Consider the following 24,801-nt stretch of genomic DNA (forward strand, 5'->3'; position numbering starts at 1 on the left):
GGGGTGTAGGCGACTTGTGGCGGGTCCCTCGAGTGGGGTCTCGGGTCTAGGGTCTCGCTACCGGTGACCTCACCCGGTCACCGGACTGTCCAAGGAGGTCAGTCTGTGGGGTATTCACCAAACCGGCGAAGAGCGGGATGGACGGCGGCGACACTGGTGCTCGCCGGCGCTTTCGTGGCACTTCCGTCGGCCACGACGGCGGGGGCCGCGGACAACGTGGTGCGCGCCGACCGGGCCGTGCCGCGTTCCTGTTTCGCCGCGTTGCAGAAGCCGGGCACGTCCGGCACCGATCGCCGGGAGTTCACGTCCACAGTAGACGGTCTGCTGCAGGCGCGGATCGCGCCGCGTGGCGCCGGTGAGGGCGACTGGGATCTCGCGGTCTTCGACAAAGCCACCGGCGCCGTGGTCGCGGCGTCCGCCGCGTTGCGCAGTCACGAGCTCGCCGAAGGCTTCGTGAAGAAGGACCAGAAGCTGGTCGTGCAGACCTGCCGGTACGACGGGCAGACGCGCGACGCGCTGCTGGGCGTCGATTTCCTCGCGCTCACACCGCAGGGAACCCCGACCGGTGCCGCGTCCGCGCCGCAGCGCGCCGAACTGGTCCGGGTCGAGACCCCGGCCAAGCAGGACAAGGACAAGCTCCTCCGGCTCGGCCTGGACGTCACCGAGAAGGCCGACGCCACCGGTGTCGAGGTCGTCCTCGCCAACGACACCGACCGTAAGACGCTGGCGAGCAGCGGCTTCAAGTCGAAGGTGATCGAAGGCGATCTTTCCGCGAAGTCGATCCGGAACGCCAAGGCCGACAGCGAGTACGACGCGAAGACGCAGGCGTCGACCCTGCCGTCCGGGCGTACGAGCTACCGGCACCTCTACGACTACCAGTTCGAAGTCAAGGAACTGGCCCGCAAGAACCCCAAGCTGGTCACGGCGTTCACCCTGCCGCAGCCGACCTGGGAAGGCCGCGACGTCGTCGGCCTCGAAATCGCGCCCGACGTCAAGAACATCGCCGACGGCAAGCCCGTCAACTTCACCATGGGCGTCCACCACGCCAGGGAGTGGCCCGCCGGTGAACACGCCATGGAATGGGCGCACGAACTGATCAAGGGCTACACCGGCGGCAACGCCGAAATCCGTGGCCTGGTCGGCAGGACCCGCAACATCATCGTGCCGATCGTCAACGCCGACGGCTTCGAAATCTCCCGTGAAGCCGAGCCCAAGGGCGACTTCTCGCGCTTCGACTACGAGATGAAGCGCAAGAACTGCAACGTCAACGACTCGCCCAAGGAGTTCGCGACCGGCGTCTGCAAGGCCAACCCCGGCGGCCGTGAACGCGGCACCGACCCGAACCGCAACTACGCGGGCTTCTGGGGCGGCGCCGGCGCCTCCACCCTGTGGCGCAGCGACACCTTCCGCGGCTCCGGCCCGTTCTCCGAGCCCGAGACGCAGAACATCCGCTCGATCGTGTCCAACCGCCAGGTGACCAACCTGATCACGCTGCACACCTACTCCAACCTGGTGCTGCGTGTCCCGGGTGTCGCCGCCGTCCGCCCGCCGCTCGACGAGCCGGCGTACAAGGCGCTCGGTGACAAGATGGCCTCGCGCAACGGATACACCAGCCAGCCGTCGTGGGCGCTCTACGACACGACCGGTTCGACCGAGGACTGGTCGTACTGGGCCACCGGTGGCTGGGGCTTCACGTTCGAGGTCGGTCCCAACGAGTTCCACCCGCCGTTCTCCGAAGGTGTCGTCGCCGAGTACACCGGTGTCGCCCCCGCGGCGGGCGCCGGCAAGGGCGGCAACCGGCAGGCCTTCGTGGACATGCTGGCCAACACCGCGGACCCGGCGGCGCATTCGACGCTGATCGGTACCGCGCCGAAGGGCTACCAGCTGAAGCTGCACAAGACCTTCCAGACGCCGACCTCGCCGGTGGTGCAGCCGGACGGCTCGACGAAGCCGCCGATCTACGTGACCGACGACCTGAACTCGTCGCTGGCCTCGACCGGTGGCCGGTTCGCGTGGTCGGTCAACCCGTCGACCCGGCCCTACGTCGCGGGCCGCTACGGCCGCGAGCCGCAGGGACCGGCGCAGGCGAACATCGCGGTGACCAACCCGGCCGGGGTCCCGGCGATCAACACGAACTACCCGACCGACCCGACGTCGGAGAGCTTCAAATTCCACGTCGACGGGCTGCCGAAGGTGGACAACGGGAAGTTCAGTGTCGACGTCAAGTGGGCCAGCCAGGACAGCGACTGGGACCTGTACGTCTTCGACGCGGCGGGCAACATGGTCTCGTCGTCGGCGAACGGTTCGACCACGGAAGAGCACGCGATCCTGTACGACCCGCCCGCCGGGGACTACACGGCCGTGCTGGTCAACTACGCACAGGCCAGTCCGTCCACTGTGGACGACTGGACCGGCGGAGTCTCGTTCCAGTCGCCGATCCCGCCGACCTACGGCCCCAAGGAGGCGTACCAGCTGACCTGTACGTCGCCGAAGGGCAAGCTCGTCGGGCTGGCGGACGTCTACATCGACCGCGGCCAGACGGTCGACGTCGGTGAGGTCTGCACCCGTTCCGCGCGCGCCAACAAGGAGCGCTCGGCCCGGTAGTACTCAGTAGGTGAAGGCCCCCTTCCCTCGGCCCTGTTTTTGAGTGACCAGCTGAGAGAAGGGGGCCTTCGCGCGCTGCACGTGCAACGCGTTTCGTCCTCAAAATGCGGTAGTTGGCATCGCGCACTACCGCATTTTGAGGACGAAACGCGGGCTATCGCTAGCCGGTGCCCACGACGCGGTCCCGCACGGTCCGCATCGTCGCCGAGTCCACAGTGGACGGCTCCGCCGCCAGCCAGCCGCCGATCTCGTGCAGGAACTGCTCCGGCGTCATCGGCGGCGCGGGGGAGTGGACGTCGTGCTCCGTGGTGACCTCGCCGGTCCGGCTCGGGTACACGATCATCGCCCCGCGCAACGCGACCCCCGGCAGGATCCGCCGGTATTCGGCGACACTTTCGGTCAGCCTGCTGCCGCCGCCGCGGAAGGCGCGGCCGTTGCGCAGCAGCCGGCCGTCGTCGCCGGTTTCGTAGTGCCCGGGCAGCCACAGCTTCGATTCGATGAGCACGAGCCGCTTGCCGCACAACACCGCGTGATCGATGTCGGCGAAGACCGAGTCCGGCCACGAGAGGCCGTGGAAGACGCGCGCGCCCGGCAGCCGGGTCAAATAGCGTTCGAGCAGGTCGGCGGTGAGCCGCTCGGCGAGTTCGTCGGCCTCGGTGCCGGGGGTGCCGAACACGCGTTTCCCGCCGAATTCGGCGGCGAACCGGTTCCTGGCGCGGGAAGCGGCGAGATAGCCGCGCGCGAGCCGTTGCACCAGCAGGGCCGTTCCGGCGGTCAGGATCAGCCAGACGATCAGGGTGGGAGCCGAGAACCCGACACCGGTCAGCACCGGAAGCAGGACCAGCACCATCCCGCCGACCGCCGCCACGACCGGCGTGTGCCCGGGGCCGCGCCGCCGTCCGTGACGCACGCGTTCGTCCTGCGCGGCGAATTCCCACCATTCGAGGTCTTCCGGATCGATCACGACCGGCTCGGGCTCGTAGCCCGGTTCGTCGCCGAAGCGACGTCTCGGCCGAGGCCGGATCGGTGCGCGTACCGACCGTCCGCCCGCGTCGTAGCCCGCGCGCCGCATCGGATCGCTGAGCGTGTCGTAGGCCTCGCGGACCAGCTGGAACGTGAGCGCGGAACCGCCGGTGTCCGGGTGGTGCGACTTCGCGAGGCGGCGGTACGCGGTCTTGATCTCGTTGGCCGAGGCGGCCTTGCCCACGCCGAGCACCTCGTAGTAGTCGACATCGGGCACGGGCGGTTCACCTCCAAAGGGCCGGGCCGCAACACTATTCGGCCGCCGCCGGTCGACGGCAACCACCTCCGCGGCGCGTCGGGGTGACCGCGTGGGCATACTGTTTCGCTTGTGGCGGAACGAGGTCGACCTCCGCCGCGTCCTGGATATCGTGGAGATCGACAGCGCACGGGAAAGGACAGCGGTGGGAGAACCGGTTACCGGCACGGCCGCGGGGGTCCCGTTCACCGCCTTGCCGCCATCGACCGAGGTCAGCGGCCCCGCGCCGGTGGTCGTCGCCTGGCATATGATCGACGCGCCCCGGTCCGACGCCGCCTTCGCGGCCGCGTTGCCGCTGGCGGGAGTGCCGGCATGGCGCGTCTATCTCGGAATGCCGTTGTGCGGCGCGAGAATGATCGACGGCACCATGGACGCCGTCGTCGAACGGGCCCGTCGTGACGCGATGCTCGCCTACATCGACCCGTTCGTCCGGCAGGCCGCCCTGGAGTTTCCCGCCGCGCTGGCCCAGCTGCGCGAACGCTTCGGCTTCGACACCACCCGGATGGCCGTCGTCGGCGGTTCGCTGGGTGGCGCCGTGGCGCTCACGATCCTGGCCACGCGGGAGATTCCGGTCCGTGCGGCGGCACTGGTCAACCCCGCGATCCGGGCGCGTTCGGTGATCGGCCTGGTGGAAGGCATGCTGGAACAGCCTTATTCGTGGAACGACGAAGCGAATCAGGCGGCGGATCAGCTCGACTTCGTCGCACGATCGGGTGAAATATCGGCGCGGGACAAGCAGGTTCCGCTGTTGCTCGTCAGCGGCGAGGAGGACTACCCGTCACTGCGCACCGACGCCGACGACCTCGTCGCCGCGCTGCGCGGCCAGTACACCCGTCCGGATGACGTCCGCCTGAACCGGGTGCCCGGATTCGCGCATCCGCTGGCCGACGAGCCCGGGATCGAGCCCGCGCCGCAACTGCCGATCGCGAAGGTGGTCGACGACGCGGTCACCGAATGGCTGGTGCCTCGGCTGGGCTGACTCAGCAGGCGGCGGGCGGTACCGAGCGGGCGGGGCCGAATTCCAGCCGTAGCTTCTCGGTCTTCGGGACCACGAACGCGACACCGGTGCCCGCTCGCCAGTCCGACGGCACGAATACGTACTGGCCGCCGGACTGCAACAGCAGTTTCAGCCCGGTGTACCGGTATTTGTAGGCCGCTTCGGGAGCAGCGCATTTCACCTGGAGGACACCGCCCGCGGTGAGGTTGAGGCTTTCGGCGCTGTAGAGCGTCGCGGCGGGACGCGACGGGAGCCCCGCCGCGGTCTCGAAACCGCGCCGGATGCCGACGGAGGCCGAGTAGTCGCTGACGGCCCAGAACAACCCGATGCTGACCAGTGTGTAGGCCAGGACGAGTTCGAGCAGGCTCGTCCCCGCCGCCGGAGCCCAGCGGCGCCAGGCGAACAGCAGCATCAGCACGCCGAGGGCGAAGCCGAGTCCGGGGAGTCCGGGTCGATCGCGGAAGGGGTCCGGATTCAGCGCGACGAACACGGTGGTGACGAGCAGCGAGGCACCGAGGAGGGCCGCGACCGGCGTGCAGATCCGGAGCAGCCCGGTCCAGGCGGTCCCGGTGAGACGCAGCCGCAGGATCCGGACGGCGATCAGGAAGCCGAGCACCGCCCCCGCCGCGCCTGCGACCGGCAGGTACAGCCCGTCCACGCCGCGCGCGAAGATCTCGTCCGGGGTCTGCGCGAGAAGGGTGTAGTGCACGCGGAAGTACGCGAAGAGCACCTGCGTTTCGACGAGCCCGAAGAAGTAGAGCAGCGCGGTGAGCAGGGTCGTGTTGGCCAGCACCGTGCCGACCAGCTTGAGCGCCTGCGGCGGTCCGGAGCCGGGTTCCTCGGCTTTCGGCTCCGGACGGCGCAGGCCTCGCCGCGTCCTCATCCGGAGGTGGTCGCGCCGGGCTGTTCACTGGTGGACGGCGGGCTTTCCGAGGTCGTGGTCTCTTCGGTCTCCTCGGTTTTGCACGGGGCTGCGGTGACCGTGACCTTGCCGCCGGGTTTGACCGGGGAGTGCGTGATGCTCGCGGTGCAGTCGCCCTTGCCCACGATCACGACCCTCACCCCGCACAGGCTCGGTCCGCAGGCCTTCCTGATGTCGCCTTCGATATCCGACTTGGCGATCTTCGGTTCGGCGCCGATCCGGGTGTGGTCGTAGGTGATCGGACTTCCGGGTACTCCCGGCCTCCCCGGATCCTCGGTGTGGCCGCCGCCCCCGCCGGAGGACGCCGACGAAGCCGCAGATCCCGCCGACGCCGTCGGTGCGACCTCGGTGGTCACACCGGCACCGGTCGAATCGGCGGGCGCGGTGTCCCGCGGGGCGGAGGTGCCGTCGCAGCCCGCCGCGAAGCCGAGCGCGGCTATCGCCATCACCGTGCTGAGCAGCCGTTTCATGGACCTCACCGTCCTTGGAAGACGTCCTTTCGGATAAGGACGCGGAATGCGCACCCCCTGATACGTCCGCGGCTGGTCCGTTCGGGCGTATTTCACGCATTCCGCCCTTTCGGGCAGTTCCGACCGGACCGGGGCGCGACAACTTCGCCGCCTGGCCTTCCGACACGTCGGAAATTATGTTAAGAAACTTTACTAACTAATAGGGAGGCGCGTTTTGAGTTCATCCCCGCAGCCGGGGCTCGAGCGGAAGATCGGGCCGCTGCAGGCGACCGCCATCAACATGACCCAGATGTGCGGGATCGGCCCGTTCGTCACCATCCCCGCGATGGTGGCGACCCTCGGCGGTCCGCAGGCCATGTTCGGCTGGCTCATCGGCGCGGTCATCGCGCTGGCCGACGGCCTGATCTGGGCCGAACTCGGCGCCGCACTCCCCGGCGCCGGCGGCACCTACGTCTACCTGCGTGAGGCGTTCGGCTTCCGGACCGGCAGGCTCATGCCGTTCCTGTTCGCCTGGAGCGCGGTGCTGTTCATCCCGCTGATCATGTCCACCGGCATCATCGGCCTCGTCCAGTACCTCGGGTACCTGGTCCCCGGGGTGGCGGACGAGGGCGGGACCACCGGACTCGGCAAGATCATCGGCCTCGGTGTCATCGTCCTGATCGTGCTCGCGCTGTTCCGCAGGATCGGCGAGATCGGGAAGCTGACCACCGTCCTGTTCGTGATCATGCTGTTCGCCGCGCTGTCGGTGATCGTCGCGGCGTTCACGCATTTCGACGGCGCGCAAGCGTTCGCCTTCACGCCGGGCGCGTTCTCGTTCGGTGGCGGCGCGTTCTGGGCAGGGCTCGGCGCCGGCCTGATCATCGCCATCTACGACTACCTCGGCTACAACACCAGCGCCTACCTCGGCGGCGAGGTCCGCGACCCCGGCCGGACGCTGCCGCGGTCGATCGTCTTCTCGATCCTCGGCATCATGAGCCTGTACTTCCTGCTGCAGCTCGGCGTGCTCGGCTCGATCCCGCTGGAGGAGCTGAAGAGCGCCACGTCGGTCGCCTCGGCCGTACTGGAACAGGCCTGGGGCACGGGCACGGCCAAGGTCATCACCGTGTTCATCGTGATCGCCGCGATCGGTTCGGTGTTCGCCGGGCTGCTCGGCGGCTCGCGGGTCCCGTTCGAGGCGGCGCGCGACAAGGTGTTCCTGCCGGTGTTCGCCAGACTGCACCCGAAACTGCACCTGCCGACCGCCGGCGTGCTGACGATGGGTCTCATCACCGCCATCGGGTCGTTGTTCACCCTGACCGCGGTGATCAACGCGGCGGTGACGGTGCTGGTGATCGTCCAGTCGCTCGCGCAGGTCGCGGCGATCGTGGTGCTGCGCCGACGGCGGCCGGAGCTGGACCGGCCGTACCGGCAGTGGCTCTACCCGATCCCCACGATCATCGCGCTGCTCGGCTGGGTCTACATCTACTTCTCCGCCACCTGGCTTTCGATCGGGCTTTCGGTGGGGTGGATCGCGCTCGGCGTGGTGGCGTTCCTCGTCTACGCGAAAGCGGAACGCGTGTGGCCGTTCGGGCCGAAGGGGATTCAGGAATCGTTCGCAGGGGCGGAAGAGGGGACTGGGAAGTGACGGGGGAAGACCTGATCCTGGGGATCGACTTCGGCGGGACGAAGGTCGCGATCGGGCTGGCCGACCGAACCGGGAGCCTGCTGGCCACCCGGCGGCTCGACACCGACGCGCACGCGGGCGCCGAACAGGTGGTGAGCCGCGCGCTCGCCGCCGCGCGGAAACTGCTCGCCGACGAAGGCGCCACCGACGGCCTCGCCGCGATCGGTGTCGTGAGCCCGGGCATCGTGCTGGATGACCGCATCCTGCTGGCCCCCAACGTGCCGGGCTGGGAGGAACTGCGGCTGGCCGAACTCGTCGCGGACGAGTTCGGCGGCGTCGGAATCGAAGTGGGCACCGATGCCAAGGCGGCGGCGCTCGCGGAATGGCGGTGGGGAGCGCTCGCGGACACCGATCCGGCGGTGTTCCTCTCACTGGGGACCGGGATCGCCGCGGCGGTCCTGGTCGGCGGCCGGCTGCTGGCCGGCGCCAACGGCGCTGCGGGAGAGATCGGGTACAACCTTCTCTCACCGCAGGACACCGACGGATTCGCCAGCGGAGCGGCGCCGCTGGAGGAAGCCGTCGGTGGGCGTGGGCTGGGCGGCCGGGCGAGTGTGCTGCTCGGCCGCCCGGTAACCGCGGGCGAGCTGTTCGCCCTCGCCAGGGAGAACGCGCAGGCCAAGGAGCTGGTCTCCGCGGCGCTCGACGAACTCTCGATGCATGTCGCGAACCTCGCCATCGCGCTCGACCCGCAGCGCATCGCCGTCGGCGGGGGACTGGTGCGTTCGGCCGACGTCCTGCTGCCCGCGCTCCGCGAGCGGCTGGCGCAGGCCGTGCCGTTCCCACCGGAACTGGTGTCGGCGAAGTTCGACCAGGACGCGTCCCTGCTGGGCGCGATCGCGATCGCGCTGGACGCGTAGCGAGATCACCGACCGAAGCCGCCGGGCGTTCGCTAGATCCGATCTAGCGAACGCCCGGCGGCTTTCTCGCGCCTGAGGGGTGAGGCGAGAGGAGGTCGGTCATGAACAACAGCCCGCTGCGAGTCGCGGTGATCATCGGCAGTACCCGCGAAGGGCGGGTGGGGGACACCGTCGCGAAGTGGTTCACCGGCCGCGCGGGCGACCGGGACGACCTCACCCTCGACGTGCTCGACCTGATCGACTTCGAGCTGCCCGCCGGGCTGCCGGAGCAAGCGACGCGAGAGATGAAGCGGTTCACCGCGCGGATCGACGAGGCGGAGGCGTACGTCGTCGTCACCCCCGAGTACAACCGCAGCTTCCCGGCGTCGCTCAAACAGGCGATCGACTGCGCCTACGAGGAATGGCGCGCGAAGCCGGTCGGCTTCGTCTCCTACGGCTACCGCTCGCAGGGCCTCTACGCGGTGGAGCAGCTTCGCTCCATCTTCACCGAGCTGCACACCGTGACGATGCGGGACACGGTCGCCTTCAACCTCCTCGACGGCTCCTTCGCCCGCGACGGCACCCCCTTCGACGGTGACGGGCAGGGGCAGGCCGTGACCACCTTGCTCGACGAACTCGTCTGGTGGGGCCTTGCCCTGCGCGAGGCACGCGTCGCCCGTCCGTACGTCTGCTGAAAGCTTCGGAAAGGAACAACGAAAATGAGTGAACTGGCCATTGAAGCCTCGGGGCTGGTCAAGGTGTTCGGGGAGAACCGGGCGGTCGACGGGATCGACCTGAAGGTCCCGGCGGGCACCGTGTACGGCGTCCTCGGGCCGAACGGCGCCGGCAAGACCACCGCGGTGAAGATGCTCGCGACCCTACTCCGGCCCAACGGCGGGGAGGCTCGTGTCTTCGGCAAGGACGTCGTCCGCGAGGCCGACGCGGTCCGGTCCATGGTGAGCCTGACCGGGCAGTACGCCTCGGTCGACGAGGATCTGACCGGTACCGAGAACCTGGTGCTGATCGGCAGGCTGACCGGGCACCGCAAACCGGCCGCCCGCGCGCGGGCCGAGGAACTGCTGGCGGCGTTCGGCCTGACCGAGGCCGCGGGGCGGCAGGTGAAGAACTACTCCGGCGGGATGCGGCGGCGGATCGACATCGCCGCGAGCATTCTCAACACCCCGGACGTGCTCTTCCTCGACGAACCGACGACCGGGCTCGATCCCCGCAGCCGCAACCAGGTCTGGGACATCGTGCGCGCGATCGTGCGGCACGGCACCACCGTCCTGCTGACCACGCAGTACCTCGACGAGGCCGACCAGCTGGCGTCCCGGATCGCGGTCATCGACCGCGGCAGGGTCATCGCCGAAGGCACCAAGGGGCAGCTGAAGGCCTCGGTCGGGGCGGGCGCCGTCCACGTCCGGCTGCGCGAAGCCGAGCAGCGCCCGGAGGCCGAGGCGCTGCTCGTCCGCACACTGCAGGCGCAGGTGCTGCTCGAACCGGACCCGGTCGCGCTGACCGCCCGGCTTTCGGGCGAGAACACCGAACAGGGCGCCGCCGAGCACGCCGCGCACGCCTTGGCCGAACTGGCCCGCGAGGGAATCGTCGTCGACACCTTCTCCCTCGGCCAGCCGAGCCTCGACGAGGTCTTCCTGGCACTGACCGACCGCACCGCCACGCCTGAGGAGAGTGCAGCTTGAGCACCACGGCAGTCAAAGACAACGAACCGGTCCTCGCGGCACCGAAGCCCGAAGACCTCGCCGCCGTCCTGATCGCGAAGAACCGACCGCCGCGTCCGAGCGCGCTGTCGACGTCGGTCACCTTCGGATGGCGCGCGATGCTGAAGATCAAGCACGTGCCCGAGCAACTGTTCGACGTCACGGCGTTCCCGATCATGATGACGCTGATGTTCACCTACCTGTTCGGCGGTGCGCTGTCCGGTTCGCCGACGCAGTATCTGCAGTTCCTGCTGCCGGGCATCATGGCGAGCAGCATCCTGATGATCACCATGTACACCGGGATCTCGGTGAACACCGACATCGAGAAGGGCGTGTTCGACCGGTTCCGCACGCTGCCGATCTGGCGGCCGTCGGCCATGGTCGGGTATCTGCTCGGCGACATGCTGCGCTATCTCATCGCGTCGCTGGTGATCCTCGGGGTCGGGCTGATCATGGGCTTCCGGCCCGCGGGCGGGGTCGGCGGCGTGGCCGCGGCGATCCTTCTGCTGCTGGCGTTCTCGTTCGCGTTCTCGTGGATCTGGACGATGTTCGGCCTGCTGCTGCGCAGCGAGAAGTCGGTGATGGGGGTCAGCATGATGGTGCTGTTCCCGCTGACCTTCCTCAGCAACATCTACGTCGACCCGAAGACGATGCCCGGCTGGCTTCAGGCCTTCGTCGACGTCAACCCGGTGACCCATGTGGTCGCGGCCGTCCGTTCGATGATGGACGGCAACTGGGACGGCGGCGAGATCACCTGGGTGCTCGTCGCCGGAGCGATCCTGCTCGCGGTCTTCGGCACGCTGACGATGCGGCTCTACAACCGGAAATGAGCCCGGGGTGACAAGGTCCCCTGGCGGCTCACAGCCGCCAGGGGACCTTGTCGTCCGGCGCGTAGCGGCACGAAGACCCGGTGGTGACCGACGCGCGCAAGTGCGCGGCCAGCGCCGGGTGCTGCTCGTCGAGTTTGCGCAGGGTGTCCCTGATCCGGGCGGTCACCGTCTTGCGGGCGCGTTCGGCCTCGTCACCGAGCCGCCGGGTGCGGCCGCCGAGCCCGGCGGCGGACCGCAGTTCCACCAGCAGCGCGTCCCGCTCGCGGTCCAAGGCCGCGGCGCGGGTGTCCTGGCCCAATCCGGTCGCGGTGTCGATCAGGTCGTCGAGTTCAGCCAGCCGCGCGCGATAGCGGGCCTTCGCCTCGTCGTCGAGGACGGCGTCCCCGCCGAGGCTCTTGGCGGCGACGACCACCTCGCCCCCTTCGGGATCGAGCAGCCGGACGGCCGGCACCTCCGAACCCGGCCTGCCGAGCAGGAAATGCAGATCCCGCAACCCTTTCGAGTCCGGAAGGTGCGCGGTTACGCCGTCGAAGCACAGGGTCCACACGGCGTCGTCCCGGCGGAACTCGGCCGGCCGTGCCGCCGGAGCCCGTAGGGCCTTCCTCGTGCGCGCCACCCTGGCCACGACCTGCCGCATACCGAGAGCGGTGGCTTCATCGTCCACTTCGGACAGCAAAGCGGCCGCGGCCGCCGCGTCGCCTTCGAGGTTCCGGCCGAGCAAAGCCTCCGCCAGCCAGAACTTGGCCTCCGTCGCCCAGACCGTCGCCCACAGCCGGTCCGCGGAGAGGGCGGCGCCACGCAACCGGTCCACCGCGTCGTTCCAGCGTTCCTGCGCGAGATCGAGCCTGCCGAGCCAGAGGTCGACCGGACCGGAGATCTCGCAGCCATACAGGGAAACCAGCCATTCCCCGCTGTAGGGCGAGAGAAGTGCGCGAGCCGCTTCGCAGCGTTCCGGATCGCGCGAGACCGCCGCCGTCTGTGCCTGGCAGCGCAGCCACAACGCTTCCAGATCGCGGGGATACGGTTTCGTGCCCGCCGCCAGCTCCGTGAGCCGTACGGCCTCCCCGGCGTCCTCACGCTGCGCGGCGGTGATCGCCTCCAGCAGACGGGCATAGGCGTATCCGTCACGGGAGATCTCGCGGTGCAAGCCGACGAGATCGTCGAACCGTCCTTCCCAACACCACCGGATCCACCGCTGCAGCTGGTTCAGGTCGCCGAAATGGGGATGCTCGTCCCCCTGGTGGCACGAGATCACCTGCTGGATGTACGCCTCGGCTTCGGCGAACCGGCCTTGGAGCGTGGCGATGATGCTCTGGTCGATCCGGGAAGCCAGCTGTGAACTCGGCGCGCGGCCGGTGCTCGCCAGTGCGAGGAATTCCTGATATTGCTCGAAATACCGGGGATCGCCCTGTTCGAGCAGCGCCACCCATTTGAAGGACGCCGCGTAATGCTCCAATTCCGGGTTCCCCGTGCGGCGGCCGACCACGACCAGTTCGTCGGTGAGCCGTTCCCGCTCCACAGCGGTGCCCGGCCCCCAGATCGCGTCGTGCCGGGCCCACAGACCGAACAGCAGCGCGGAATCGTCCTGGTCGTCGCGGGCGATCATCATGATGTGTGCGGTCAGTTCCTGCGTCATCTCTTCGACGGTGATGTCCTGACCGGGTTCGCGGCCGCAGAGCCGCCCGTGCGCTTCGGTGAGCACCTTGATCGTCTCGCCGGCTCGCAGGCCTTTGTGATCGGCACGGACCAGGGTCAGCGCCAGCCGGGCGAGGAGATCGTCGTCGTCGAGTTCGCGGATGAGCGCGGACGCGCCGTCGAGGACCTCCCGGCCCTCTTCGGTGTCTTGGTGGCGGGTCAGATGGGCGCCGAGTTCGAGTGCGATGACCGCGCGTCGTCGTCGATCCTCGGCGATCTCCATCGCCCGCCGGTAGTGCGTGGCCGCCTCTTCGATGGCCATCCGGCCGGTGGCGGCGATCGCCGCGGCCAGCACCAGATCGACGGCCTGATCCGGATCGAGTTCCGGGCCGGCGAGCAGGGCGTGGCGGGCCAGGTCCGCGGGGAAGGGCCGGTCCGGCGACCCCGGTGACTCGCCGACCGCGGCGATGACCGTGGCATGCAGCTTCTGGCGCTCCGCATCGGACAGGCTCGCGTACAACGTCTCGCGGACGAGGTCGTGGGCGAACGCGAACCGGCCCTGTCCCCGCACCACGGCCAACCGCGCCGCGACGGCCTGGTCGAGCAGCCGGTCCACGTGCGGCACGGGTGCCGACACCACCCCCGCGAGCAGTCTGCGGTGGAATTCCCTGCCGAGTACCGACGCGGCGGTCAGCAGATCGAGAACCGCTTGGGGGAGCAGGGAAAGCCGTCGCTGGAGGGCGTCGGCGACGCCGGGCGCGATCGTCTCGGCGGATCCGCCGCTGTGCCACAGCCGCGCCGTCTGCTCGACGAAGAACGGGTTGCCGCCGGTGCGGCGATGAACCTCGGCGACCAGCACGTTGTCCGGTTCCGCACCCGCCGTCCTGGCCATGAGCGCACCGACCTCGTCCGGTTCGAGCCCGGTGAGCGTGACCGAGGTGGCTTTCGTGAGCAACGGCAGCATCAGTGCGCGGAGCGGGTGGCCGGGCGCCTCGACCTCGACGTCCCGGTAGGTGCCGATCACCAGGAGCCGCTCGAACCAGGTGTGCTGCGCGGCGAACTCGAGCAGCCGCAGCGACGCGGTGTCGGCCCAGTGGAGGTCGTCGAGCACCACCACGACCGGCCGGTCCTGGGACGCGGCCACCAGCACGCTCGTCACCGCGTCGTAGAGGCGGAACCCGTCGGCGGCGCCGTCCCCGCGGGCTTCGCCGAGCAGGACGTCCAGCTCGCTGCTCGCCATCGCGGCCCACCGGCCCGGCTCGACCGAGCGTCGCAGCCCGCGGATCACCTGCGTCCACGGCCAGTAGCCGGGTGCGCTGGCGGAGTCCCAGCAGGATCCGTTGAGGACCAGCGCGCCGAGCCGCTTCGCCTCTTCGGCGGCGCCGGTGACGAGCGTGGTCTTGCCGATTCCGGCCTCGCCGGTGACCAGGACCAGCCCGCCGTGGCTTTCGGTGGCACGGGCGATCTCCGCGCGGAGTACCCCCGCGGGATGGTCACGTCCGATGAGCGCGGCTGACATGTCCGAATCCTCCCAGTGAGGTCTGACAATCTCACGAAGCGTGCCGGATGTCAGCTGCGATCTCGGTCCGCCGTGACCGACCGTGATCGACGTCTCCCACTCGCTGGGAACCCCGTGCGGCCCGCGCGCGACCTCCTGGACGTGACGAATCGAATGGGACGGCGGGTGAACGGCCGTGGAAATTCGTGCCCTGCCGGACGGAGCGGGCCTGTTGTGCCAGGTCAGGCACTACGCGGCTGGAGTAGGGTGGGAAACATGGGGAGCATTCGCTCGCGCGTGCTGGCATGGATCGGCCGCCGCTACCTCGCGCGTCAGCAGAAGAACGGCTTCGACCTGTCGAAGATGTCGATCCTTCCGGACAACGCCCTGATGCCGCTCAAACGCGACGGTCTGGACCCGGTCGCCGAGCTGGGCCGGATCCGCGCCGAAGCGCCGATCAGCAAGCTGGATCTGCCGTTCGGCATGAACGCGTGGCTGGTCACCGGCTATGACGAGGCCAAGGCCGTGCTCGGCAAGGTGACCGAGTTCAGCAGCGACTTCACGAACCTGGTCGGCAGCGCCGGCGTCACCGAGGACCAGAATCCCGGTGGGCTCGGGTTCGCGGATCCACCGGTGCACACCAGGCTGCGGCGTCTGCTGACCCCGGAGTTCACCATGCGGCGGCTGTCGCGGCTCACCCCGCGGATCGACGAGATCGTCGCCGAGCAGCTCGACGCGATGGAGAAAGCGGACGGACCGGTCGATCTGTGGGAGGCCTTCGCGCTGCCGATCCCGTCGCTGACGATCTGTGAACTTCTCGGTGTGCCGTACGAAGATCGCGACGACTTCCAGCGGCTGAGCACCGCGCGGTTCGACCTGTTCGGCGGCGCGGGCGCCTCTCTCGGGGCGATCGGCGAGTCACTGTCCTATTTGGACGACATCGTCAAGAAACAGCGGGAGAACCCGGGCGACGGCCTGCTCGGCATGCTCATCAAGGAGCACGGCGACGAGATCGACGATCGCGAACTGGCGGGGCTCGCCGACGGCGTGCTCACCGGCGGGCTGGAGACGACGGCGAGCATGCTCGCGCTCGGCGCTCTCGTGCTGCTGAAGGACCGGTCGCTGTTCGAGACCGTCCGTGGTGACGACGACGCCGTCCACAAGTTCGTCGAGGAACTGCTGCGGTACCTGACCGTCGTGCAGATGGCCTTCCCGCGATTCGCCAAGGAGGACATGGAGGTCGCCGGCGTCCGGATCGCGAAGGGCGACATCGTGCTGTGCTCGCTCAGCGTCGCGAACCGCGACGGCGTCCTCGGTGAGGACATGGAGAGGTTCGACGCGACCCGCGAGCCGACGTCACATCTCGCCTTCGGCTGGGGTATCCACCGCTGCATCGGCGCCGAACTGGCCAGGATGGAGCTGCGCACCGCCTATCCCGCGCTGGTGCGCCGGTTCCCGGAGATGCGGCTGGCGATCGAACCGGACGCGGTGGAATTCCGGAAGGTCTCGATCGTCTACGGCGTCGACGCGCTGCCCGTGCTGCTGAACTGAACCCCTCAGAGCCGGTTGGCGGAGCTGCGACGTGCCTCGCGAAAGGGACATGACGCGTGAACCCGCCCCGGCCGAAGGCCCCGCTATCGCGGTGGCAGGGCGCCTCTGTCGCCAACGTGAGAGGTATGACCAGGTCGCGCCCTGCCGACGCGATCGCGGACGCGGGTTCACCAACAGACACTAAGAGACGCCGCGCGGGCGGAACTGGATGCTGATCCTCGGCCCGACCGGTTTGGCTGTTTTGGGGACGGCGTGCTCCCAGGTCCGCTGGCAGCTTCCGCCCATGACGATCAGATCGCCGTGGCCGAGGGCGTGCCGGATCGTCTCGCCGCCGCCACGCGGGCGGAGCGCCAGCTGGCGGGCGGCGCCGACCGAAACGATCGCGACCATGGTGTCCTCGGTGCGGGAGCGACCGGTGTCGTCACCGTGCCAGGCGACGCTGTCGCGTCCGTCGCGATAGAAGCACAGACCCGAGGTGACGAACGGTTCGCCGAGCTCGTCCGCGTAATGCGCCGAGAGTGCTTCCCGCGCCTCGGTGAGGAGCGGGTGGGGGAGCGGCACGCCTTCGCGGTAGTAGCTGAGCAGCCGGGGCACGGCGACGACACGGTCGTACATCTGCCGTCGTTCGGCGTGCCAAATCACGTCCTCGGCGAGCCGCGTGAACAGCTCGTCCGCGCCGGTGAGCCAGCCGGGAAGGACGTCGATCCAGGCACCCCTGGTCAGCTCGGTGCGCCGGAGCGCGTCGAGCGAGCCGAGCCCGAGGGCGGCGCACTCGTCGAACAGCGAGGCCTGAAGGGCGGGTGTCATGGCAACCGAACCTACCCCGGCCGCCGCCGTTTGTCGAACGCGTGTTCGATCGGCTAAATGACCTGCGCCTCCGGGCGAGGCCGGGCAGGATGACCTCCATGATCGACACAGTCAAGTCCGCGGACGGAACGCCGATCGCGTTCGAACGGCGCGGAGCGGGTCCGGTGGTGGTCGTCGTGGCGGGCGCCGCCAACGACCGGCGCGGTGACGAACCGCTGGTCGCGGAGCTGACGGCCGAGTTCTCCGTGGTGACCTACGACCGCCGGGGGCGGGGCGACAGCGGGGACACGGAACCGTACGCGGTCGAGCGCGAGATCGAAGACCTCGCCGCGGTTGTCGCCTCGCTCGAGGAGCCGGTGCTCGTACACGGCATCTCTTCCGGAGGCGCGCTCGCACTGCTGGCCGCCGCGTCCGGGGTGCCGATGGCGCGGCTGTCGGTCTTCGAACCGCCCTATCGCGCCGAAGCGGAAGAAGTCCCCGAGGGATACGCGGACGAGATGCGCGATCTCGTCGCGGCCGACCGGTGGGACGAGGCCGTCGCACTGTTCATGATCGCGGCCGTCGGCTCGCCCGCGGAGGCCGTCGAGGAGGCCAAAGCGACGCCGATGTGGGCCGAACTCCGGTCTTTCGCGCCGACGCTGGTCTACGAAGCCCGCGTGATGGGCGATTCGAAGGTGCCCGCGGAGCGGCTGACGTCGATCGCGACGCCGGTTCTCGTCGTGAACAGCAGCGGAAGCACCGACTGGCTGAAGACCGCCGCTCTCGTGACCACCAAGGCGATCCCCGGCGCGAAGCATGTCCAGTTGGAAGGGGCGTTCCATGACGTTCCGGCCGGGCGGCTGGCTCCGGAACTCGGCGCGTTCTACCGGGATCCTCGCTAGGCCTGGCTCCCGAGGCTGTTCATGGTGTCGTTGACGGTGATGACGAAGTTCCGGCTGGTCGCGGGCAGCATGACGATGTGCTCGTCCGCGGTGGCGTAGGTCAGTACCCGCCCTTGGTCGTCGGCGAGGTCTATCGCGGTGATCGGTGTGCTGCGGAACCGTTCCCCATTGTCGCGTCTGGCGGTGTAGATCTGATGCACCGCCGCTCGTTCCCGCGCCATCACGTCGCGCAGGCGGTCCCGGTCGGTCGTGTCGACAGGTTCGGCGAGTGGACCGCCGCGGCCGTGTTCGGGATCGTCGTAGAACGCCTTCGACACCGTGATCGGACGTAAGGCCGCGCCGGGCACCTCCGGCAACGTGTCCCACAGCGCGGTGGCATGCCACTTGTCGTCGACGGGTTCGAGCGCGACCACGTCGTCGTCGATGATCGTGCGAAGCGCGTCCCCGCCGCGCGTGGCTATCAAGATCGAGCAGCTGTCCCCATCCGCGAAGTGGGAGAACGCGTAATATTCGCTGTCGGCGCTGGCCAGCACTGTCAATGTGTTGCGCCACAACACATTGAGCCTGCCGTTGCGAGCCAGCCCCAGCTCCGACAGAGACGCCAACGTGCGCTCCTCCAGCGTGCGCTTCGCGTCGTCGGCGGTCCAGTAGTGCAGGTTCGTGCCGAAGGCGGGAGGCAGCGCGCCCGCGTCGATCATGTTCCACGCGGACAAGAACATCATCTTGGGCAGGACGACAGGGTGATCGAGAACGGCCACGGTGCTCATAGGCCGATCGTCGGCGGCGCCAGCGGCAAACCGGTCGTCGGGTCCACTTGATCCCCGTCCTCGTCGCTGAACAAGCCGCTCTCGTTCTGAAGGTATTTCCGCTTGTGCTCGGTGTCCTCTTCGGGTTTTCCGCGCCCAACGGCCGGGGCCATGCCCGCAGGGCCACTCGGGGGACGGCTACCCGTGCCCCGCCCGGCCCCCGCACCACCACGGCCAGGTTCCTCAACAAGGCCACGTGCGCCGGTTTGGCGACCGCCTCCCGCCGCCCCGCCAAGGTTCCCGAGCCCGCCGATCGGCACCGAACCGCCCGAACCACCGACCGGGTTCACTCCACCTGTGACCGGACCACTGCCGCCGCTCGGTCCGGGGACACCGGGGATGGGGGCGCCGGGCAGCGGTAGGCCGGTACGCGGGTCGATCGGGTGGTAACCCGCCGCGGTCGTCCCGTCGTCGAGGTGACCACCGCCGCCGACAGGCACATGAACCGGACCAGGGCCACTCGCCGGATCAGCGCCGTGCACGCCAGGACCACTCGCCGCCCCCGGAGCCGGTGAGTCGCTCATCATCGGCGTCACCGGATGACCGCCCGAGCGCGCCTGAGGGACGTCGCCGCCGTCACCGCGCGACCCGAATCCCCGCACCGGTCCCGAATCGACCGCCGACGACTGCCCGAACCCCGGGGATATCTCCCCGTAGTCGGTTCTCAGGCCCGCGCCTTGACCGGCCAAATGCGCCGCATACCGGTCGTAGATGTTCTTGTTCGCTTCCGCTGCCTTGTTGTAGCGCTGGATCGCTTGCTCGGTGTCGGTGTTCCACGGGGTGGCGACATCCACCAAATTCTTGTCAGGCCGATCGCCCATCGGCTCCATGGCGTCTCTGGCCTGGTTGAACCCGTTCGCGGCATCGGAGACGTTGTTGCCGTTGTGGTTGAACGACTCGCTCGCCGAATCGATCGCCTTGGTGAAGATCTTGGTGCGCTCCCGAGCACCCTCCGACGCCTTACCCGTCCAGGCGGGTTCCAGATTGTTGAGCATCGCTGACAGCTTCGCGGTGACATCGCTGTGCGCGTTCGACGCGAGATAGGCGGTGGTGCTGCCCTTGTCCCAACTCGCGCTGTTCCCCTTCATCATCTCGACGACGACTTCGGGGATCGGTACCGCCTGTGTTCCGACGTTCCCGTGAACCACGTCGTCGGCCCACTCGATCGCGTCCCGAGCGGTCTTCGCGACCGCGGTGCCGATCTTCTCCGCCTCGTGTACCAGAGCCTTGGCCGCGTGCCCCAATCGCCCGAACAGGGACATCGTCACGCACCCGCCTTGGTCTTCAGCGTGGTCAGGACGGCGTCCGCCGCCTGAGCCGCGACGTCGCATGGTTCGACCTCGCCGATCTTGGCCCGTCCCAAAGAAACGGATACGTCAATGGCGAGATCATCGGCGATGCCGACCGTCACCGCGCAAAAGTCGGGCGGCGGCGTCTGGCCGGCTTGACCGGCATGACCGACGGCGGGAAACCCTTGGATACCGGAAAGTGGTTTCCAGACGGCGGCTTGGGGTTTCGTGTTCTGGTAGACACCGCTCAGACCGGAACGAGTGCTGACGTCGTAGCCGACGCCGATTTGTGAGCCCCGAGCGCTGTTCGTCCATCCGCAATCAGGCCCGACGCCGGGCGTCTGGCCGTCTTCGCTGTGCACGGGCGCGCCGAGAAGGGTGTCGATCTGTTCAGCGGTGAGGGCATCCGAACAGGGGTTTCCGGACAACACGGTCGCGGGCAACGGGTTGGCCACCTTGGGTGCTCCCGCATACGGCAACCCGGAGGGTGCGCCGGACGAAGGAGGGGATGCGGAGGGATTTCCGGGTGAGGGGACGTTTTCAGGGGTTTGCCCGGTGCACCCGGACGCGACCAGCGCCACCGCGACGAGCGCGCCCATGCACAGGAAACGGCGGGTCATCCGGCTGCCCCTGCCTTGCTCGGCTGGGGCGATTCCCCCGGCGGGGTCCCGGCCTTGGTCACGTCGTCGGCGGCGGTCGCGTCATGGCCGGTGATCTTCTTGAACGCTTCTTCGATCTTGCCGATCAGTTCGTTCAGATAGGCGATTTCCACGGTGATGTGGTCGACGCCCTGATCGAACGCGCCCGACCCGCTCACCAACCGGGCGTTGTAGGCGACGCTCGCGGGATCCTTCGCGGGCGGCTCCACACTTTTGAGGCCTTCAGTTCGTCGCTGCAGGGTCTGCAAGGCTTCCAAGGCCGCCGTGGCTTGCTTGAGCATGTCGTTCGCCGCGGCCGGAGCCAGACTGTAGCCTCCGCCGCCGAGCGCCGCCGATTCGTACTCGTCGGTCGTTTCGTAGACGTGTTCGGATTCTTTGATCGTGAAGTCGACATCTGCCAACCACGGGTTCAGCTGTCTGTCTGGTCGTGTCACGGCTGCTCGTGTCCCCTCGTGCCTGCCCTCAACACCCCGAACGGTAGCCGATTCCTCACGGCGAGTGGAAATTGCTGACTGAACCGCCGGGTAACAAGCCGATCCTGAACAAAACAAACAGAAAACACGAACGGACTACCGTGCCTCGAGACGTCGGCAGCCTCATTCTTCTATTTTTGGATGTGCGTTCAAGCATTTGTCAATATTCAAGTCCGGGAACCGTGCACGAAACGGAATGGACGATTCCGATAACCGCCGGGTGGTGCGGCCGGGCCGATCGTCCCGGCCGCGCGAGGATCACTTCGTTGTCCGATCAGCGGGACATCGGCGCGACGGCTTCTTGTCCGATGACCGTTCGTGCTCGTACAGTCGCACCCTGGTCCTGGTCTGGACCACCGCCGCCCTGAGTGTGCAGGAGGCAGGATGCGGAGACGACTTCGGACCGCCGGGGTGGTCGCGGTGGCCGTTCTCGGCCTGGTGGCGTCGGCGATGCCGGCGAGCGCCCAGGTCGGAACCGGGCCGTGGACGGCGGAGAACCCGTCGTTCAACGTCCAGGAACGCGGATGCGGCAGCGTCGACGGGCTCGACTTCGAACTGACATGCTCCACCGGGAGCGGGGACCAGCGGGCGGAACGGCGCTACGCGACCTACACGGGCGGGACCAGGCAGTTCGAGGGCTCGTTCCGGATCACCAGCATGGCGGGCACCCGGATCAGCCTGAAACAGACCTTCCGTGACGCGCCGACGGCCGGTCCGTACTTCATGCTCGCGGTCGAACGCGGCGGGCGGCTCTACGCCGTCCACGGCGGCGAGACCGTGGGGAGCGGCGCGACCGTCGGGACGTCGGTGCGGGTCAACACCGTGCATCAGGTCGGCAGCACGCACAAGGTGTACATCAACGGTTCGCTGAAGCAGACCGTGAGCAGCAGTGCCGGCAGTTATTACGACAAGTTCGGGGCCTACCGGACGGCCAGCGGCGCCGGACCGGTCAAGGTGACCTGGAGCGGGATCAAGTTCTGGCGGAAGTGAGCCGGGGTCACGGACCTCGGCGCCACGCGTCGAGGTCCGTCCACGCCTTGAGGGTTTGCCCGCTTTCGAAGCGGCGGCGTTCCTTCGTGACCGGATCGGTGAACTCCAGGACCTTCGCCAGCAACTGCAAGGGTTCGGTGAAGTCGTCGAGCGGGGTTTCGGTCAGGTCGGGATAGAAGTCGTCGCCGAGAATCGGCAATCCCAGGCCGCTCATGTGCAGCCTGAGCTGATGTGTGCGGCCGGTCGCGGGGAGCAGACGGTACCGGCCGAGGCCGTCGCGATGCTCGATCAGTTCGACGCGCGTTTCGGCGTTGGGTGGCCCGTCGACTTCCTGCGCGGCGATGACCCCGCGTTCCTTGACGATGCGGCTGCTGATCTCACGCGGCATCGCGATAGCAGGATCGTAGCGCGCGATGGCCTCGTATTCCTTGTGCACCAAGCGATCCCGGAACATCGTCTGGTACGCGCCGCGGAGTTCGGGGGTGATCACGAACAGGATGAGCCCGGCGGTGACCCGGTCGAGCCGATGTGCGGGGCTGAGCGTCGGAAGGTCGAATTGCCGGCGGAGGCGGACCAGCGCGGTCTGCAGGATGTGCTGCCCGCGCGGGATCGTCGCGAGGAAATGCGGTTTGTCGGCGACCAGGATGTGCTCGTCGCGATGCACGACGGACACCTCGAACGGGACATCGACCTCGTCGGGCAGGTCGCGGTGGAACCAGATGAACGAGTCGGGCACGAACGGCGCGTCGACACCCAGCGGCCCGTCGAGCCCGACGATGCGTTCCTCGCGGAGCATCTCCTCGATCCGCTCGGGCGCGACCCGGGGAAGGCGCTCGACCAGATGCTCCCGCAACGTCGTCCACGGTCCCTCGGACGGCATTTTGAGCCTCGCGGGATCGAGCCCGTGGCGAGGCGGGAGCGGCGGGCGGAGCTTGCGTCTCATCACCGCGCACTCTAGCCGTGAAGATTCATTGGGCCTGGTCGCGGGAGGGGGCGCCTGGAGAGTTGTCCACAGTGGTGCTGGTGTGGCGAGTTGTCCACAGGCCGGCGAAAGACGCTGGCGCGCGGTCGGCTGGGCCGCGGACGATCGGGGAGTGAAAATCGGCGTCCCCTCCATGACCTGCTATCGCCGATGCCGACCGGGAAAGCCGTGGCAACGCCTGCTGCCGGGTGTCGTGTCGCTGCATTCCGGGACGCCGACGCGACGTCAGTTGGTCGATGCCGCGCTCCTGTACGCCGGGCCGGACGCGATGGTGACGGGAGCCGCTTCGTGTCGGCGGCAGGGTCTGGTTGCCTTGCCGGACCATCCGTTCCGCGTCCATGTACTCGTTCCGGACGAACACAAAACAAGCAGTTCCGGCCATGTGATCGTCGAGCGGACGATCCGGCTGCCGAAGCCCATCGTGAAGGGCGGGGTACCGCTGGCGCCCTTGGTCCGGTCGGTTCTCGACGAGTGTCGTCGCCTCAGCTCACGACAAGCGGTCGCGGCTCTGCTTTCCGAAGCGGTGCAGCGCGGCGTGAGTCTCCGGTGGAATCACGAACTGCGGGACGGAAGCGGCGAGTACATCGCGACTCCTGACGGCTATTTCGTGGCGGCCGAGCCGGCTTGGGAGATCGATTCGTACGACTTCCATTTCGGTCAGCAGCAGTACGCCGCGACAGTGGCGAGAAACGCGCGGTACGCGGCCGCGGGCATCGCGGTGTTCCACACTCTGCCCAGCCGGCTGCGAACGGAGCCAAAGCAGGTGGCCGCCGAACTTCGCGCGGCTCGTCGAGCTGCCGTTGCCCGGCGCCGAGCTGCCTGACCCAGCGGCAGGAGGTTGTGAAAGCCACGTTCGCAACGCTCAAGGTTGCGAATGTGGCTTTGACAACGTCAGGACGGGGCCTGGCCGCGGTAACGGGCCAGATAGCGCTCGGTGATCTCGGCTTCGGCGATCGCGGTGGCTTCGGCGCGGGTCCGGCGGCCGATGCCCGGTTCGAAGCCGTTCTTGGCGAGCCGGTGTTCGATGCTCTCCTCCATGTAGGCCATCGAGTAGAAGTACGCCACGAGCGCCGCCATCAGCACGGTCGCCAGCCTCAGGGTGAGTGGTACCGGCAGGAACAGCCATACCGCGCACAGCGGCGCGATCATCACCGTGCTGCGGGCGACGTGCCGCCAGCGCCAGCTTCCGGTGGTCGCGTCGTGGAGGATCCACTCGTGGTAGCGCTCGGGCAGTTTGCCGCCGAGTGAGTACCACATCCAGCGGATCAGGTCCGGGCGCTTGCGGGGCATCGGGGGGCTCCCTTCCTTCGACGTCTCAAACAGTACACTAATAGTTAGTACGCTAATCATTAGTGTCGCCGAGGACACGGCTAGGATCGGCGGTATGAGTTCGGACGGGCCGGAAATGAAGTCGATCGATCTGGGCGAGGATCCGCTCGCGCTGGAGCGTCAGGTGTGTTTCGCGCTGTCGGTCGCTTCGCGCAGCGTCATCGCGATCTACCGTCCGCTGCTGGAGCCGCACGGGCTCACCCATCCGCAGTACCTGGTCATGCTGGCGCTGTGGGAGCGGGGGCCGCAGGCGGTGAAGGAGCTGAGCGTGGCGTTGCGCGCTGAACCCGCCACACTGTCACCGCTGCTCAAGCGCCTGGAGGCGATCGGTTACGTCACGCGCAGGCGCAGCGCCGAGGACGAGCGGCTGCTGACGGTCGAGCTGACGGAATCGGGTCGCGCGTTGCGGGCGGAGGCGGAGAAGATCCCCTACCGCGTGGTGGAGAAGCTCGGGATGGAGGTCTCCGAGCTGGAGGCGCTGCACAAGGCACTGACCCGGGTCATCGAAGCCACGGCTTGAGCGAACCGAAACCGGGGTGTGACGAAATGAGGGTGTGAAGCCGCGCGCGGGTGGGTAATTCC

Annotated in this window: 23 protein-coding genes; 12 read left to right on the plus strand and 11 right to left on the minus strand. The window is 68.4% G+C overall.

Going from position 1 to position 24,801, the window contains the following annotated elements; all coding sequences use genetic code 11:
• The first annotated feature begins 105 nt into the window (after nucleotides 1-105).
• Nucleotides 106-2,604 (plus strand): M14 family zinc carboxypeptidase, encoded by a 2,499-nt coding sequence (locus ACZ7KI_RS10920; RefSeq protein ID WP_470272947.1) that lies wholly within the window; start codon nucleotides 106-108, stop codon nucleotides 2,602-2,604.
• A gap of 160 nt (nucleotides 2,605-2,764) precedes the next feature.
• On the opposite strand, the gene ACZ7KI_RS10925 is transcribed toward ACZ7KI_RS10920, so the two are convergent.
• On the minus strand, nucleotides 2,765-3,844 hold the full coding sequence (locus ACZ7KI_RS10925; RefSeq protein WP_470272948.1) for a J domain-containing protein: 1,080 nt from the start codon (nucleotides 3,842-3,844) through the stop codon (nucleotides 2,765-2,767).
• A 151-nt stretch (nucleotides 3,845-3,995) separates the two neighbouring features.
• Here ACZ7KI_RS10925 and ACZ7KI_RS10930 point away from each other — a divergent pair, with 151 nt between their 5' ends.
• On the plus strand, nucleotides 3,996-4,862 hold the full coding sequence (locus ACZ7KI_RS10930) for an alpha/beta hydrolase family protein (RefSeq protein ID WP_470273174.1): 867 nt from the start codon (nucleotides 3,996-3,998) through the stop codon (nucleotides 4,860-4,862).
• A gap of 1 nt (nucleotide 4,863) precedes the next feature.
• On the opposite strand, the gene ACZ7KI_RS10935 is transcribed toward ACZ7KI_RS10930, so the two are convergent.
• Both ACZ7KI_RS10935 and ACZ7KI_RS10940 read right to left on the minus strand, forming a co-directional pair.
• Entirely contained in the window at nucleotides 4,864-5,763 is a 900-nt protein-coding gene (locus ACZ7KI_RS10935; RefSeq protein WP_470272949.1) for a hypothetical protein, read from the minus strand.
• On the minus strand, nucleotides 5,760-6,272 hold the full coding sequence (locus ACZ7KI_RS10940) for a hypothetical protein (protein WP_470272950.1): 513 nt from the start codon (nucleotides 6,270-6,272) through the stop codon (nucleotides 5,760-5,762). Before ACZ7KI_RS10940 ends, ACZ7KI_RS10935 begins: the two co-directional genes overlap by 4 nt.
• Before the next feature lie 214 nt (nucleotides 6,273-6,486).
• On the opposite strand from ACZ7KI_RS10940, the gene ACZ7KI_RS10945 reads away from it, so the two are divergent.
• From ACZ7KI_RS10945 to ACZ7KI_RS10965, 5 genes are all read left to right on the plus strand, one after another.
• A complete protein-coding gene (locus tag ACZ7KI_RS10945; protein WP_470272951.1) occupies nucleotides 6,487-7,896 on the plus strand; it encodes an APC family permease in 1,410 nt (469 codons plus the stop codon).
• Nucleotides 7,893-8,792 carry an ROK family protein gene (locus tag ACZ7KI_RS10950; RefSeq protein WP_470272952.1) on the plus strand — a complete coding sequence of 300 codons (900 nt, stop codon included), beginning with the start codon at nucleotides 7,893-7,895 and terminating at the stop codon, nucleotides 8,790-8,792. The genes ACZ7KI_RS10945 and ACZ7KI_RS10950 overlap by 4 nt, the downstream gene beginning before the upstream one ends.
• 101 nt (nucleotides 8,793-8,893) lie before the next feature.
• Nucleotides 8,894-9,466: an NADPH-dependent FMN reductase gene (locus ACZ7KI_RS10955; protein ID WP_470272953.1), complete on the plus strand. Its 573-nt coding sequence runs from the start codon at nucleotides 8,894-8,896 to the stop codon at nucleotides 9,464-9,466.
• A 24-nt stretch (nucleotides 9,467-9,490) separates the two neighbouring features.
• Nucleotides 9,491-10,471: an ATP-binding cassette domain-containing protein gene (locus ACZ7KI_RS10960; protein WP_470272954.1), complete on the plus strand. Its 981-nt coding sequence runs from the start codon at nucleotides 9,491-9,493 to the stop codon at nucleotides 10,469-10,471.
• The gene (locus ACZ7KI_RS10965; RefSeq protein WP_470272955.1) at nucleotides 10,468-11,319 is read left to right on the plus strand and encodes an ABC transporter permease; all 852 of its coding nucleotides are present in this window, start codon (nucleotides 10,468-10,470) and stop codon (nucleotides 11,317-11,319) included. Before ACZ7KI_RS10960 ends, ACZ7KI_RS10965 begins: the two co-directional genes overlap by 4 nt.
• A gap of 28 nt (nucleotides 11,320-11,347) precedes the next feature.
• Here ACZ7KI_RS10965 and ACZ7KI_RS10970 read toward each other — a convergent pair whose 3' ends face one another.
• Nucleotides 11,348-14,473, minus strand: coding sequence for an ATP-binding protein (locus ACZ7KI_RS10970; RefSeq protein WP_470272956.1), 3,126 nt, complete (start codon nucleotides 14,471-14,473; stop codon nucleotides 11,348-11,350).
• 255 nt (nucleotides 14,474-14,728) lie between these two features.
• Here ACZ7KI_RS10970 and ACZ7KI_RS10975 point away from each other — a divergent pair, with 255 nt between their 5' ends.
• The gene (locus tag ACZ7KI_RS10975; protein ID WP_470272957.1) at nucleotides 14,729-16,003 is read left to right on the plus strand and encodes a cytochrome P450; all 1,275 of its coding nucleotides are present in this window, start codon (nucleotides 14,729-14,731) and stop codon (nucleotides 16,001-16,003) included.
• 180 nt (nucleotides 16,004-16,183) lie between these two features.
• Here ACZ7KI_RS10975 and ACZ7KI_RS10980 read toward each other — a convergent pair whose 3' ends face one another.
• Nucleotides 16,184-16,810, minus strand: coding sequence for an alpha-ketoglutarate-dependent dioxygenase AlkB (locus ACZ7KI_RS10980; RefSeq protein ID WP_470272958.1), 627 nt, complete (start codon nucleotides 16,808-16,810; stop codon nucleotides 16,184-16,186).
• Nucleotides 16,811-16,908: 98 nt separating this feature from the next.
• Between ACZ7KI_RS10980 and ACZ7KI_RS10985 the strand changes: the two genes are divergently transcribed.
• Entirely contained in the window at nucleotides 16,909-17,691 is a 783-nt protein-coding gene (locus ACZ7KI_RS10985) for an alpha/beta fold hydrolase (protein ID WP_470272959.1), read from the plus strand.
• On the opposite strand, the gene ACZ7KI_RS10990 is transcribed toward ACZ7KI_RS10985, so the two are convergent.
• From ACZ7KI_RS10990 to ACZ7KI_RS11005, 4 genes are read right to left on the minus strand one after another with little or no spacing between them, the layout of a single operon-like run.
• Nucleotides 17,688-18,458 carry an ESX secretion-associated protein EspG gene (locus tag ACZ7KI_RS10990; protein ID WP_470272960.1) on the minus strand — a complete coding sequence of 257 codons (771 nt, stop codon included), beginning with the start codon at nucleotides 18,456-18,458 and terminating at the stop codon, nucleotides 17,688-17,690. The two genes, ACZ7KI_RS10985 and ACZ7KI_RS10990, sit on opposite strands and share 4 nt — an antisense overlap.
• Complete coding sequence (locus ACZ7KI_RS10995) at nucleotides 18,455-19,765, minus strand: hypothetical protein (protein ID WP_470272961.1); 1,311 nt, start codon at nucleotides 19,763-19,765, stop codon at nucleotides 18,455-18,457. Before ACZ7KI_RS10995 ends, ACZ7KI_RS10990 begins: the two co-directional genes overlap by 4 nt.
• Complete coding sequence (locus ACZ7KI_RS11000; RefSeq protein ID WP_470272962.1) at nucleotides 19,762-20,406, minus strand: DUF3558 domain-containing protein; 645 nt, start codon at nucleotides 20,404-20,406, stop codon at nucleotides 19,762-19,764. Before ACZ7KI_RS11000 ends, ACZ7KI_RS10995 begins: the two co-directional genes overlap by 4 nt.
• The gene (locus ACZ7KI_RS11005) at nucleotides 20,403-20,879 is read right to left on the minus strand and encodes a hypothetical protein (RefSeq protein ID WP_470272963.1); all 477 of its coding nucleotides are present in this window, start codon (nucleotides 20,877-20,879) and stop codon (nucleotides 20,403-20,405) included. Before ACZ7KI_RS11005 ends, ACZ7KI_RS11000 begins: the two co-directional genes overlap by 4 nt.
• 423 nt (nucleotides 20,880-21,302) lie before the next feature.
• On the opposite strand from ACZ7KI_RS11005, the gene ACZ7KI_RS11010 reads away from it, so the two are divergent.
• A complete protein-coding gene (locus ACZ7KI_RS11010) occupies nucleotides 21,303-21,908 on the plus strand; it encodes a hypothetical protein (protein ID WP_470272964.1) in 606 nt (201 codons plus the stop codon).
• 7 nt (nucleotides 21,909-21,915) lie between these two features.
• Here the strand turns inward: ACZ7KI_RS11010 and ACZ7KI_RS11015 are convergent, their stop codons facing one another.
• Nucleotides 21,916-22,851, minus strand: a complete 936-nt coding sequence (locus ACZ7KI_RS11015) for an RluA family pseudouridine synthase (protein WP_470272965.1) — start codon at nucleotides 22,849-22,851, stop codon at nucleotides 21,916-21,918.
• 151 nt (nucleotides 22,852-23,002) lie between these two features.
• Here ACZ7KI_RS11015 and ACZ7KI_RS11020 point away from each other — a divergent pair, with 151 nt between their 5' ends.
• Nucleotides 23,003-23,713, plus strand: a complete 711-nt coding sequence (locus tag ACZ7KI_RS11020; RefSeq protein WP_470272966.1) for a hypothetical protein — start codon at nucleotides 23,003-23,005, stop codon at nucleotides 23,711-23,713.
• 68 nt (nucleotides 23,714-23,781) lie between these two features.
• Here the strand turns inward: ACZ7KI_RS11020 and ACZ7KI_RS11025 are convergent, their stop codons facing one another.
• Nucleotides 23,782-24,180 carry a DUF5313 domain-containing protein gene (locus tag ACZ7KI_RS11025; protein WP_470272967.1) on the minus strand — a complete coding sequence of 133 codons (399 nt, stop codon included), beginning with the start codon at nucleotides 24,178-24,180 and terminating at the stop codon, nucleotides 23,782-23,784.
• Between the two features lie 115 nt (nucleotides 24,181-24,295).
• Between ACZ7KI_RS11025 and ACZ7KI_RS11030 the strand changes: the two genes are divergently transcribed.
• Nucleotides 24,296-24,739, plus strand: coding sequence for a MarR family winged helix-turn-helix transcriptional regulator (locus ACZ7KI_RS11030; protein ID WP_470273175.1), 444 nt, complete (start codon nucleotides 24,296-24,298; stop codon nucleotides 24,737-24,739).
• Nucleotides 24,740-24,801 lie beyond the last annotated feature (62 nt).

This window comes from Amycolatopsis sp. NPDC039088 (assembly GCF_055598845.1).